Origin of the sequence: Kitasatospora sp. NPDC093679, assembly GCF_040683455.1 — a bacterium.
GTDB lineage: Bacteria > Actinomycetota > Actinomycetes > Streptomycetales > Streptomycetaceae > Kitasatospora > Kitasatospora arboriphila.
The window spans coordinates 22467-34912 of record NZ_JBFBDW010000073.1 but is presented as its reverse complement, the minus strand read 5'-3'; the positions used below and the strand labels follow the sequence as shown (position 1 = coordinate 34912).

Genomic DNA, 12446 nt, shown 5'->3' with positions numbered 1-12446 from the left:
CGCCCGCCGGATGGCGGGCGCGCCGGTCGGTCCGGGGTGCGCCCGGAGAAATGCCTTCGGGCGGCCGGTGACCGGTTCACGGGACAACCGGTTCGGGACGAACGGGCAGTGGTGGCACCGGTGGGGGAGGAAAACCGTTTGTCCGTCGCGGCGGCGGTGCGACAGAGTGGGCACATCGCGCCGCACAGGCCCAGGAAGGAGCGCGAACATGAACACCCTCGACCGTGTCCAGTCGTATCGACGCTCCTCGAGTTCCCGGATCGGCGGGACGTCCTCGTAGTGCGCTGACCGGCCCTGTTGCCGGGTCGCCCGCGGGGTCGCGCCCCGGTCGGGCGGCCCTTTCCGTGCGCCCGGCAATGCCGGACGGTGCAGCCGGAAGCACGCCTGACCGCGGAGCAGGAAGGTCGGGGTTCGAATCCTCGTCCGGCCGTGCAGTACCGGGAGAGTTGGCCGAGTGGTAAGGCAGCGGCTTGCTAAGCCGTCGTCGGGGTCACACCCGCGCGCGTTCGATCCGCGCACTCTCCGCGCACGTTTCACGACCTTCTCCACCAAGGGCGAGCTGGGCAAAGGAGAGCCCAAGGGCCTGTAAAGCCCCCGCTCCGGCTGTGGCGGTTCGAATCCGTCCTCGCCCACCCGTGATGCTGTCGCCGGCGGCGGCCCGCCCCGCCGCCGGCGCGCGCCCGGGGGTCGGGAGTCGGTGACACTCGGCACGGCTGTCGGTGTCGCCCGTGCCGGCCGCCGAGGACCGCCCCCGTTCTGCTGTCGGATCGTCAACTCCTGCTCTCAGTAGCGGAAACCGTTGCCCAAGAGGCCGGATCCGGCAAATGGGCGGGAGTGGGCGGCGAGCGGCCACACCCGTTCACGTTTCAAGCACAAGCTCTCGCACAGATCAACTCAACAACCATTGTGGCTACGCATGTTCGAAGGTAGAGTCCCGGTTCGCCGAGCGCGGAGTCGCTCGCGAGCATTCAATTTGGGGCGGGCATGTCAAAGATTCGAGGCGTCAATGGGGTCGCCTTCGACCTGTTTGACGCGTTCACGGAAATCGCTGGGCGATTTCCCGAACGTCCGGCGATCGTGCACGGCGGCCGCGCCGTGAGCTACCGCCGGCTGCAGGAGCTGGCGAACACCCTGGCAGTGCGCCTGGGGCCGGAGCCGGGCGCGGTCGCCGTGGAGGCGACCCACGCGCCGGGAACGGTCGTGGCGCTGTTGGGAGTTCTGGCGGCGGGCGGCGCCCACTGCCCGGTCGATCCGGCCTTCCCGATCGAGCGGCAACGGGCGATGACGAGCGCGGCCGGCTGCCGCACAATGGTGGCGCCGGGGCCCGGCTCCGTGGCCCGACTCGGCCTGGAATTAGTGGAGTTAGGCCCACTCGACGATTCCGCGGCGGCCCCGCGGGGAATCCCGGGAACCGGTCGGCCGCAATCCCCGGCCGACGGCGGTCCGTCCGCACCGGACGCGCCCGTGGTGCCGGCCCCGCGCTCCGCCCCGAGCGCCCACCGGGCCGACGCACCGGCCTACATCCTCTTCACCTCGGGCTCCACCGGGCAGCCGAAGCCCGTGGCGACCCCGCGGCGGGCGGTGTCCGCCACCGTCCATTCGCTGCGCGGACTCTTCGGTCTCACCCCCGAGGACCGCGTGCTGCAGTTCGCCTCGCTGAACTGGGACACCAGTTTCGAGGAGATTCTGCCGGCCCTCACCACCGGAGCGGCCCTCGTCCTGGACGACGACGCGTACGCCGGATCCTTCCCCCGCTTCCTGCGGACGGTCGAGCGCAACGGCATCACCGTCCTCGACCTGCCGACCGCCTTCTGGCACGAACTCGTGCTGCACCTCGCCGAGGACGGGCTCGCCCTGCCCGGCTGCGTGCGGACCCTCGTCATCGGCGGCGAGGCCGCGGCGCCCGCCCGGCTGGCGGACTGGAGCCGTCTCGACACCGGCCGGATCCGCCTGGTCAACACCTACGGCTGCACCGAGACCACCATGATCACGCACGCGGTCGACCTGCACGGGCCCGAAGCCCCGGCCGGCCTGCCCGCGTGGGACGGCACGGCGCGGGCACCGATCGGCCGCGCACTGCCGCACGTGGTGCAACGCATCGGCGATCAGGACGAGTTGCTCATCGGCGGTCCCGCGGTCGCGCTGGGCTACGTCGGTCTCCCCGAGGCCACCGCGGCCCGGTTCACCGTCATCGACGGCGAGCGGTACTTCCGCACCGGCGACCGGGTCGTCGAAGCGCCGGACGGCGTACTCACCCACCAGGGCCGGTTGGACGGGGAGATCAAGGTGCGCGGCATCCGCGTCGACCCCGCCGAGGTGGAGGCGCACATCGCCGGTCACCCGGGCGTGGCCGCCGTCGCGGTGGCCGGGGCGACCCTCGCCGGGCGCTCGGTGCTGGTCGCCTACGTGGTGCCCCGTGCCGGGGCGGCCGGCCGCACCCTGGACGCCGACGTCCTGTCGTACCTCCGCACCAGGGTGCCCGCCCACCTGGTACCCGGCCGGATCACGGTCGTCCCCGCCCTCGTCCACACCGCGAGCGGCAAGGTGGACCGGGCCGCCTCGCACCGGCGGCACTCCGCGCCCGCGGCAGTCGCCGCACCCGGCACGGCACTCGCCGCCGGCACCTGACCCCGCGCACCTCGGGTCCACCCGCCGCCCGCCCGCACCACCGGCGAGCCACCGCACCGGCAGCACGCTGCCCGCGCCACCCGCGTCACCCGCGTCACCCGCGTCACCGCGCCACCCGCCACCGCCGCACTTCACCGCACCGCCGTACCTCTCCGCACCGCCCGCCGCCGTCCGACACCCCGGAACGCGGCACCGACGCACAGCACCGCCGTGCCCGTAACCCGGCACGCGGCGCACGACAGGTCAAAGGAGACCTCCATGAGCGTTGACACCACCGACGCCACCCACCCCGCCACCGCCGATGCCGCCGGAGCAGCCGCCGACCCCGGTGCCCCGACCGGGGCCGGTGACCGGGCCGAGGCGGTGGCGGCGATCTTCCGGCGGGTGCTGGAGACCTCCGACGTCACCGAGGACTCCGACTTCTTCGAGCTCGGCGGCGACTCGCTGATCGCCACCCGGGTGCTGAGCGCCGTCGCCCGCGACCACGGGGTGGAGCTCACCTTCGAGGACTTCCTGCTCGCCCGCACCCCCGAGGGCCTGGCCCGGGCGATCGAGGCCGCCCGGTGAGCGGCACCGACCACCCCGCCGGCGGCCCTCCGGCCCCGTCCGGCGCCACGAGAACGAGCAGGGCCACGAGAACGAGCAGGGCCCCGGGAGCGAGCGGAGCCCCGCGCGCGAGCAGCGCCGTCGTGGTCGGCGCCGGGCTCGCCGGACTCACCGCCGCGGCCGGTCTGTCGGCGCACGGCGTCGAGGTCACCGTGCTGGAGGCCCGCGACCGGGTCGGCGGACGGATGCACGGCCTCCAGGTCGCGCCGGGCAGCTGGGTCGACGCCGGTGCCGCCTACCTCGGTGAGCGCCACACCGAACTCCTCGCCCTGACGGCCGACCTGGGCCTCAAGACCACGCCCACGACGATGCTCGGCGCCAGCCGCTTCGCGCTCGGGGCCGAGGACGCCACCCGGGACGGCCGGTTCCCGCCGCTGAACGCCGTCGCGCTCGGCGACCTGTTCGAGCTGCTGGACGAACTCACCGCCGCCGTGCGGCCGGACGCGCCCTGGCTGACTCCGGACGCCGTGCGGCTCGACACCACGACCGCCGCCGCGTGGGCGGACCGCCACCTGACGCACCCGGACGCCCGGCTGTTCTTCCCGCTCTTCCTGGGCGAGATGATGGCCGCCGACCCGGCCGACGTCTCCGTCCTGCACATGGCGTTCTACCTGCGCTCCGGCGGCGGTCTGCGCTACCTCAACGCCTTCGAGGGCGGCGCCCAGCAGGACCGGATCGCCGGCGGCGCCCACCTGGTCTGCGAGCGGCTGGCCGAACGGCTGGGCGGGCGGGTGCGGCTCGGCGAGCGGGTCGCCGCCGTCCACCAGGACGAGGACGGGGTCACCGTGCACGCCACCGGCGGCCCGTACCGCGCCGACGTCGTGGTGATGGCCGTGCCGCCGCTGCTCGCGGACACCGTGGAGTTCAGCCCGGCCCCGCAGGTCGGCCGCGCCGGAGAGCGGACGACCCGCGGCTGCGCGGTCAAGGTCAACCTGGTCTACCCGGCGCCGCTCTGGCGGGAGCACGGGCTCTCCGGTTGGTCGGTGAACGCCGAAGGCCCGCTGCTGTCGACCGTCGACGACTCGCCGGCCGAGGGCGGGGTCGGTGTGCTGACCGGCTTCGTCACCGGCAGCGAGGCGCACCGGTTCGCCGCCCTCGACCCGGACCGCCGGCGGGCGGCGGCCCTCGCGCAGGCCGCCAAGCTGTTCCCCATGCTCCCGGAGCCGATCGGCTTCCACGTCACGGACTGGGTGAACGAACCGTACAGCCGCGGCTGTTACGCGGCCCTGTTCGGGCCGGGGGACTGGCTCCGCAACGGGCCCTCCCTCACCACGCCGCACGGCCGCGTCCACTGGGCCGGCACCGAGACCAGCACCGAGTTCTTCGGCCTGATGGAGGGCGCCGTCCGCTCCGGCCACCGGGTCGTCGCGGAGATCACCGCCCACTGAGGCCGGCACGCCGCGGCGGACACCGCCGCACCCCGTGCAGACCAGTGCCACCACAAGCCCCCACCTGCACCGATCCGCCCACCCCCACCTCCACCGGTGCCATGTGCCAGCAGATCTGACGAACCGTCAGATCATCCCGCCCACTTCAGGAGAGCGACATGAGCGAGCAGACGTCCATCGCCCCCCTCGCCGCCCGGCAGCAGCTGATGACCGAGCCCGAGCTCGGCGCCGGCAACTTCCTCGACCACGCGATCGCCGCCAACCCCAACCGGTCGGTGCCGTACCTGTACACCCACCGCACCGACCACCGCGGCGCCGTCGTGCTGCGCGGCCACAGCCTGCTCGACGTCGCCGCGCTCCGCGACCGGTACGCCGCCTGGTACGTCGCGAACGGCGTGCGCCCGGGCGAGCCGGTCGGCATCGTCGTCGGCGAGGGCCTGGAGCCGCTGCTGCACTTCCTCGCGCTCACCGCGCTCGGCGCCGTCCCCGCCCTGATCAACGACGCCATGCGGCACGACGTCATGGTGCGCTACCTCGACCACGTCGGCGTGGTCGGCGTCGTCGCGGACGACCCGACCCGGCTCGCCGCCGCCTACCGCGAGGACCCGCAGCGCCGCCCGCGGTTCATCGCCATGGCCGCCGAGATCCAGGCCTTCGACGCCTCCGCCGTGCAGCTGCCCGAGCAGTACCCGTACCGGCACGCCGCCGAGGACGTCGTCGCGCTGATCCACTCCTCCGGCACCACCGGCACACCGAAGTCCACCGTGCTGGCGCACCGCCAGTTCTGGGACGGCAAGCAGCCGCGGATGGTGCGCTTCCCCGCGGAGCCGTACGACCGGCTGATGTCGCTGATGCCGCACACCCACGCGGGCGGCCTCAGCTACTTCCTCACCGCCACCCTGCTCGGCCTGCCCACGGTGGTGATGTCCGACTGGCGACGCGCCGTGGTGGAGCCGGTGATGGAGGCCTTCCTGCCGACCATGGTCGCCTCCTTCCCGCGCACCTTCGTCGAACTGGCCACCGGCGAGCTGCCCGTGGCCGGCGCGGCGAAGGTGCACTCCTGGTTCAACACCGGCGACAGCGCCCACCACGGGCACATCCGCAGGCTGGTCCAGCTCGGCGAGCGCCCCTCCGGCCTGATCAAGCCGTGGCTGCTGCCGCAGGAGCAGGCCGAACAGCCCGCCCTGCCCGGCTCGCAGTTCATCGACGGCCTGGGCTCCTCCGAGATGGGCATGGCCCTGTTCGGCCAGGTCACCACGCCCGAGACCGTCCGCAACGACCGCTGCGTCGGCAAGCCGCTGGAGGTGGTGACCCGGGCCGCCGTGCTCGACGAGAACGGCGAGGAGGTCCCCGACGGCACCGTCGGCATGCTCGGCGTCGTCACCCCGTCCCGCACGCCCGGCTACTGGAACAACCCCCGGCTGACCGCCACCTTCGAACTGTCCGGCTACTGGCTCACCGGCGACGTCGCCCGCCGCGACGCCGACGGCGCCTTCTACCACCTCGACCGCACCGTCGACGTCATCGACACCGCCCACGGCCCGGTCTACAGCCTGCCGATCGAGGAGGTGCTGCTCGCCGACTGCGACGACCTGGTGCAGGACTGCTCGGTGGTCGGCGTCCCCGGCGCCGCGGGGGAGGGCCAACGCCCCGTCGCCGTCGTCCGCCTGCAGGCCGCCGCCGCCGGGGCCGCCGCCGAGGACGTCCAGCGGGCCGCCAACAAGGCGCTCGCCGAGGCCGGGCTCGCCGAACTCGCCGCCGTCAGCATCGCCCGGACCCCGGAGGACTTCCCGCTCGGGCCCACCGGCAAGGTGCTCAAGCGCGAACTCCGCACCCGCTTCGCCACCCACTTCACCGGCCAGTAGCCCCTGATGGACCACCACACCGTCCGGCAGCCGTACCAGTACGTACGGACCGCCCTGACCGAGCCGGACTGGCGCCGGCTGCCGGGCTGGCGCGACGTCACCGAGGCCCAGTGGCGCGACGCCCAGTGGCAGCGCGCCCACTGCGTCAAGAACCCCCGTCAGCTGCGCGCCGTCGCCGGCCCGCTGCTCACCGACCGGTTCTACGAGGAACTCGCCGCCGACCAGGCCGAGTCCGCCACGATGCCGATGCTGCTGCCGCCGCAGATGCTCAACACCGTGGCGCCGCACGCCCCGGCCGAGCCGCAGGCGTTCACCGAGGCGTTCCTCGCCGACCCCGTGCGGCGCTACATGCTGCCCGTGCGCGCCGACCGGCACCCGCGGTGGCCCAGCCACCCGAAGGCCGAACGCGACTCGCTGCACGAGGCCGACATGTGGGTCGCGGAGGGCCTCACCCACCGCTACCCGACCAAGGTGCTGGCCGAACTGGTCGCCACCTGCCCGCAGTACTGCGGCCACTGCACCCGGATGGACCTGGTCGGCACCTCCACCCCCCAGGTCGCCAAGACCCGGCTGGTGCTGCGACCCGTCGACCGGCAGGAGCAGATGCTCGACTACCTCAAACGCACCCCGGCCGTGCGCGACGTGGTCGTCTCCGGCGGCGACCTGGCCAACGTGCCCTGGCCGCAGCTGGAGTCCTTCCTCGTCCGGCTGCTCGACCTCGGATCGGTGCGCGACATCCGCCTCGCCAGCAAGGCCGTCGTCGGCCTGCCGCAGCACTGGCTGCAACCGCACGTCCTCGCCGGACTCGGCCGGGTCGCGGCACTCGCCGCCCGCCGCTCGGTCAACCTCGCCGTGCACACCCACGCCAACCACGTGCAGTCGGTGACCCCGCTGGTCGCCGAGGCCGCCAGGGCGCTGCTGGACGTCGGGGTCCGCGACGTCCGCAACCAGGGCGTGCTGATGCGCGGCGTCAACGACACCCCCGAGGACCTGCTCGACCTCTGCTTCGCCCTCCAGGGCGAGGCGAACGTCCTGCCCTACTACTTCTACCTCTGCGACCTGATCCCCGGCGCCGAACACTGGCGGACCCCGCTCCACCGGGCCCAGCACCTCCAGGAGGCGATCATGGGCTACCTGCCGGGCTACGCCACCCCGCGGCTGGTCTGCGACGTCCCGCACGTCGGCAAGCGGTGGGTGCACCAGGCGGTGGCCTACGACCGCGAACGCGGCATCTCCTACTGGACGAAGAACTACCGCACCGCGCTGGAACTCCGCACCCCCGACGGCGCCCCCGACGGCTCCGCGACCGAGGACCCGCTGGAGCGGCGCCACCCCTACTACGACCCGGTCGACACCCTGCCGGAGGCCGGCCGCCGCTGGTGGTCCGAGCAGTCCGCACCGCCCGGCGACCGAGCCCGCTGACGCACCCGCCCGCCTGCCACACCCCCGTGAGGACGACGATGACCCCACCCGCCCCGCACCTGCCGGACACCGGACCCGGCACCGGCCCCGGCGGCCCGCTGCGCCGGATGTGCTGGATCTTCCCCGACCGCGAGTCGACCCGCACCGGCGCCATGTGGAAGCACTACTTCTGGGACATGTACGCCGAGGTCGCCGAGGCGATGGGGATGAGCTGGACGCGGCACTCGCCCGACGCCGTCACCGTCGACGGCACCGACCTCCGCCGGCCCCGGGTCTACGTCGACGACCAGGAGGTCACCCCGCAGGACACCCTCTTCGTCACCGCGCTCTACTCGCTGCCCTACCAGTCGATGGACGTCTTCAACCAGTACGCGCTGTACGCCGTGCTGGAACAGGCCGGCTTCTACCTGCCGTTCCCGCCGCAGACGTCGCTCATCGGCAACGACAAGCTGGCCACCCTGCTCCACCTCGCCGACTCGCCCGTCCCGCCGATCCCGTCCGTGCGGATCGGCTCCGGCCGCGACGTCGGCAAGCACCTGTACGAGGTCGCGCTCGGCGGCATGACCTACCCGGCCATCGTGAAACCGGCCGGATGGTGCGGCGGCGGCGGGATCAACCTGGCGCGCAGCGCCGAGGACGTCCGCGGCCTCGCCAGCCTCGCCCAGGGCGGCGACACCACGCTCGTCGTCCAGCCCTACCTCGGCGACGGCACCGTCGACCACCGGGTCTACGTCGTCGACGGCAAGCCGTACGCCCTGCTCAAGCGCATCCCCGAGGACGGCTCGCCGGTCGCCAACGCCAGCCGCGGCGGCACCATGCGGTTCGCCGACATCCCGGACGAGCTCGCCGCCGCCACCGCCTGGTTCGCCGAGCGGCTGCCGATCCCGTTCTTCTGCGTCGACTTCCTGCACGACGGCGAACGGTACTGGTTCTCCGAGTTGGAACCGGACGGCGTGATCGCCCCCGACTTCGACGACCCGAACCGCTCCGTCCAGCGGGACGTCACCCGGGCCCGCTTCGCCGCCTACCGCGACGCCCACGCGAAGTGGCTCGCCGACCGCGGCGAGGCCCCCACCACCGCCGAGCCGGAAGCGAGCTGACACCCGTGTTCTCCCTCACCCCCGACGCCGCCGAACCGCGGCTGCACGTCGCCCGGCGCACCCTCGAACGGCTGCGGACCGTCCCCGGGCTGGCCGCCCGCTACACCGGGCACGCCGAGCCGCACCGCCTCGACGACCTGGCCGCGCTGCCGCCGCTCGCCAAGGACGACCTCAACACCGCCCTCGCCCACCTCGAACCCAAGGCCGAAAACGGCGCCACCTGGCTCTTCCAGAGCGGCGGCAGCACCGGCGCCCCCAAGATCGGCTACGCACCCACCGGCTTCTACATGGCCGGCGTGCACGCCCACTGGCAGCCGCTCGACCCCGACGACGTCTTCGTCAACGCCTGGGGCGCCGGCCGGATGTGGGGCGCCCACTTCCTCGCCGCCGCGCTCGCCGACCTCTCCGGCTGCCAGATCATCGCGGTCGGCTCGGTCGCCGCCGACGAGTACCCCGACTGGCTGTCGTTCTTCGCCGCCCGCCGGGTCACCGCCATCGGCGGCACCCCGAGCGTGCTGCGGCTCTGGTTCGCCCGCGCCCGCGCCGCCGGCATCACCCTGCCCGACCTGCGCAAGGTGCTCTGGCTCGGCGAGGCCTGGCAGCCGCAGCTCGCCGAGGACATGGCCGCCGTCGCCCCGCGGGCCCGCCGGCACGGCATGTTCGGCAGCACCGAGACCTGGGTGGTCGGCACCAACGGCCCCGAGTGCCCCGCCGACACCTTCCACACCCTGCCCGAGCAACTGGTGCACGTCGGCCCCGACGACCTGCTCGACTTCACCACCCTCAACCCCGAGATGCTCAACCCGGTGCTGCGCTACCGCACCGGCGACGCCGGCCGCCTGGTCGCCTGCCCCTGCGGCCGGCCCGGCCCCGCGATGCAGGTGCTCGGCCGCCGCGACAGCGTCGTCCAGGTCCGCGGCCTCGGCCTGCACGTGGAGCAGGTCGTCGCCCGGGCCGAACGCGAGCCCGGCGTGACACAGGCCCAGGTCCTGGTCACCGAGCAGGGCGGCCGCGCCTCCTCCGTCGAGGTGCTGCTGCTCACCGCCCCCGACGCCGAGGTCGACACCGAGCGGCTGCGCAAGGAGATCCTCTCGGCGACCTTCACCCTCAGCACCGCCTTCCAGCACGACCCGCAGTGCTTCCGGGTGCGCACCGTCGACGCACTGATCAGCAACGGCCGCACCGGCAAGACGTCCGACCTCGTCGTCCGGGAGGACTCGTGAAACCGCGCCTGCCCGCCTCCCTCGGCCGGAGCTTCAACCTGTTCTGGGCCGGCCAGACCATCAGCACCGTCGGCGACCGGGTCACCGTCTTCGTCGTCCCCACCCTGATGATCTTCGTGCTGCACGCCTCCGCCCTCCAGGTCGGCATCGTCGCGATGGCCCAGTACCTCGGCATCCCGCTGCTCGGACCGATCGCCGGCGTGCTCGTCGACCGCTGGGACAAGCGGTGGACGATGCTCGCCTGCGACCTCGTGCGGCTGGTCGCCGTCGGCGTCATCCCGCTCGCCTACTGGCTCGGCTGGCTCTCCACCCCGCTGATCTTCGGCTGCGTCGCGGCGATCAGCGGTGCGACCATCTTCTTCACCGTCGGCTACCTGATCGCCGTCCCCGCCGTGGTGCCGAAGGACGACCTCGTCCGGGCCTACTCCCGGCTGGAGGGCAGCCGCTCCGTCTCCGAGGTCTCCGGCCCGTCCATCGCCGCCGCCCTCTACAGCGCCCTCGGCGTCGCCGCCCTCCTCGTCGACGCCGCCAGCTACCTCGTCTCGGCGCTCTGCCTGCGCTCGATGCCCTCCTGGGGCGACCGCACCCCCGTCACCGGCTCCGTCCGGGAGCGCCTCACCCTCGGCTTCCGGCTCAACTGGTCCGACCCGGTGCTGCGCCGGGTCGTCGTCGCCGCCATCACGCTGAACTGCGGCGGCCCGATCTTCGTCACCGTGCTGCCCGTCCTCGCCTACCGCGGACTCGGCGTCTCCGTCGCGGTGTTCGGCGCGGCCATGTCGGTCGCCGCGGTCGGCGCACTGCTCGGCGCCGTGGTCGCCCCCAAGATCAGCGAGCGGTTCGGCACCGGCCGGACGATGGCCTACGGCCTGCTGCTGCACTGCCTGGTCGGCCTCGGCGTGCTCGCCGCCCCCGCCCTGCCGACCGGCCCGGTGATCGCCGTGACCATGGGTTGCTACGGCTTCTTCATGTCCTGCATCAACGTGTGCAGCGCACCCGCCCGGCAGTCCCGGATGTCCGCCCAGAACCAGGGCGTCATGCACGCCGCCTACCGCACCGTCACCTGGGGCGTGATCCCGCTCGCCGCCCTCGTCGGCGGCTGGGCCGTCAGCCTGCTGACCGATTCCCTCGGCATCCTCGACGCCGCCCGCGTCGTCATGGCCAGCGGCACCCTGCTCGCCGCGTTCTCCTTCCTGCCCGCGATCCGCATCCAGCCCCTGCTGGACGCCGCCGAACGCGAGAAGGCCCGCGCGGCGGCCGAGGACGGGGCGGCCGGCGCGGCCCTCGCGGAGCGCACCTCATGACCACCACGCGCAGGACCGTCCTCATCACCGGAACCTCCTCCGGCATCGGCCTGGCCACCGCCGTCGCCGCGGCGCGGGCCGGGTACGCCGTGGTCGCCACGATGCGCGACCCCGACCGCGCCGGGGCCCTGCGCGAGACCGCGGGGCGGGCCGGCGTGGAGGTCGACGTCCGCCGGCTCGACGTCACCGACGCCGACTCCGTCACCGCCTGCCTCGCCGCCGTCGCCGAGGAGCACGGACGGCTGGACGCCGTCGTCAACAACGCCGGCATCTCCAACTTCGACCCCACCCTGGAGATGTCCACCATGGCCGCGCTGCGGACCAACCTGGAGGTCAACTTCTTCGGGGTGATCGCGGTCAGCCGGGCCGCGATGCCGCTGCTGCGGGCCGCCCGCGGCAGCCTGATCACCATCGGCAGCGTGCACGGCGTCGTCGGCCAGCCCTTCAACGAGGCGTACTGCGCCGCCAAGTTCGCCGTCGAGGGATTCATGGAGAGCCTCGCCCCGGTCGCCGCCGCGCACGGCGTCCGGGTGTCCCTGGTGGTGCCCGGATTCGTCCGCGGCACCAACTTCGGCATCTTCCCGGACGTCAACCGCACCACCGTCCAGGCCGCCTCCGGCCCGTACGCCGACACCTTCGCCGACTACGTCGACTGGGTCCGCACCAAGGGCTGGGAAGGCGCCGGCCAGCAGCCCCAGGACGTCGCCGACGTCGTGGTTGACACCCTCGGCGCCGACGCCCCGCCGTTCCGGATCCCGGCCGGCCGGTGGGCCGCCGACTACCTCGACCAGAAACTCACCGACCGCGACGGCACCCACGTGCAGACCCTCGCCCGCACCTGGATCGGCCGCCCCGACCTGCCCTAGCAACCGTCCTCGAAGGGCACGCGCCCCTGCACAGCACCCGTGCGCTT

Annotated in this window: 9 protein-coding genes and 3 tRNA genes; all 12 read left to right on the top strand. The window is 73.6% G+C overall.

Annotation, left to right across the window (positions count from 1 at the left end; genetic code table 11):
- The first annotated feature begins 358 nt into the window (after positions 1 to 358).
- The 12 genes from AB0O09_RS35650 to AB0O09_RS35595 all read left to right on the top strand — a co-directional run bounded on the left by AB0O09_RS35650 (position 359) and on the right by AB0O09_RS35595 (position 12399).
- Positions 359 to 430: transfer RNA gene (locus AB0O09_RS35650), tRNA-Arg, on the top strand.
- 10 nt (positions 431 to 440) lie between these two features.
- A tRNA-Ser gene (locus tag AB0O09_RS35645) sits at positions 441 to 525 on the top strand.
- Positions 526 to 552: 27 nt separating this feature from the next.
- A tRNA-Tyr gene (locus AB0O09_RS35640) sits at positions 553 to 632 on the top strand.
- Positions 633 to 984: 352 nt separating this feature from the next.
- Complete coding sequence (locus AB0O09_RS35635) at positions 985 to 2628, top strand: AMP-binding protein (protein ID WP_363549217.1); 1644 nt, start codon at positions 985 to 987, stop codon at positions 2626 to 2628.
- A 258-nt stretch (positions 2629 to 2886) separates the two neighbouring features.
- The gene (locus tag AB0O09_RS35630) at positions 2887 to 3195 is read left to right on the top strand and encodes an acyl carrier protein (RefSeq protein WP_363549214.1); all 309 of its coding nucleotides are present in this window, start codon (positions 2887 to 2889) and stop codon (positions 3193 to 3195) included.
- A complete protein-coding gene (locus tag AB0O09_RS35625; RefSeq protein WP_363549212.1) occupies positions 3192 to 4622 on the top strand; it encodes an FAD-dependent oxidoreductase in 1431 nt (476 codons plus the stop codon). Before AB0O09_RS35630 ends, AB0O09_RS35625 begins: the two co-directional genes overlap by 4 nt.
- A gap of 158 nt (positions 4623 to 4780) precedes the next feature.
- Positions 4781 to 6487 (top strand): class I adenylate-forming enzyme family protein, encoded by a 1707-nt coding sequence (locus AB0O09_RS35620; protein WP_363549209.1) that lies wholly within the window; start codon positions 4781 to 4783, stop codon positions 6485 to 6487.
- 6 nt (positions 6488 to 6493) lie between these two features.
- On the top strand, positions 6494 to 7909 hold the full coding sequence (locus tag AB0O09_RS35615) for a lysine 2,3-aminomutase (protein WP_363549207.1): 1416 nt from the start codon (positions 6494 to 6496) through the stop codon (positions 7907 to 7909).
- A 38-nt stretch (positions 7910 to 7947) separates the two neighbouring features.
- A complete protein-coding gene (locus AB0O09_RS35610; RefSeq protein WP_363549205.1) occupies positions 7948 to 9009 on the top strand; it encodes a hypothetical protein in 1062 nt (353 codons plus the stop codon).
- A 5-nt stretch (positions 9010 to 9014) separates the two neighbouring features.
- Positions 9015 to 10232, top strand: a complete 1218-nt coding sequence (locus AB0O09_RS35605) for an AMP-binding protein (protein WP_363549203.1) — start codon at positions 9015 to 9017, stop codon at positions 10230 to 10232.
- Positions 10229 to 11533, top strand: a complete 1305-nt coding sequence (locus AB0O09_RS35600) for an MFS transporter (protein WP_363549200.1) — start codon at positions 10229 to 10231, stop codon at positions 11531 to 11533. Before AB0O09_RS35605 ends, AB0O09_RS35600 begins: the two co-directional genes overlap by 4 nt.
- The gene (locus AB0O09_RS35595; protein WP_363549198.1) at positions 11530 to 12399 is read left to right on the top strand and encodes an SDR family NAD(P)-dependent oxidoreductase; all 870 of its coding nucleotides are present in this window, start codon (positions 11530 to 11532) and stop codon (positions 12397 to 12399) included. Before AB0O09_RS35600 ends, AB0O09_RS35595 begins: the two co-directional genes overlap by 4 nt.
- Positions 12400 to 12446 lie beyond the last annotated feature (47 nt).

Excerpts from the sequence above, each read along its gene's own strand:
- AB0O09_RS35635 (WP_363549217.1), top strand. The coding sequence starts at position 985 with ATGTCAAAGATTCGAGGCGTCAATGGGGTCGCCTTCGACCTGTTTGAC.
- AB0O09_RS35620 (WP_363549209.1), top strand. The coding sequence starts at position 4,781 with ATGAGCGAGCAGACGTCCATCGCCCCCCTCGCCGCCCGGCAGCAGCTG.
- AB0O09_RS35615 (WP_363549207.1), top strand. The coding sequence starts at position 6,494 with ATGGACCACCACACCGTCCGGCAGCCGTACCAGTACGTACGGACCGCC.
- AB0O09_RS35610 (WP_363549205.1), top strand. The coding sequence starts at position 7,948 with ATGACCCCACCCGCCCCGCACCTGCCGGACACCGGACCCGGCACCGGC.
- AB0O09_RS35630 (WP_363549214.1), top strand. The coding sequence starts at position 2,887 with ATGAGCGTTGACACCACCGACGCCACCCACCCCGCCACCGCCGATGCC.
- AB0O09_RS35595 (WP_363549198.1), top strand. The coding sequence starts at position 11,530 with ATGACCACCACGCGCAGGACCGTCCTCATCACCGGAACCTCCTCCGGC.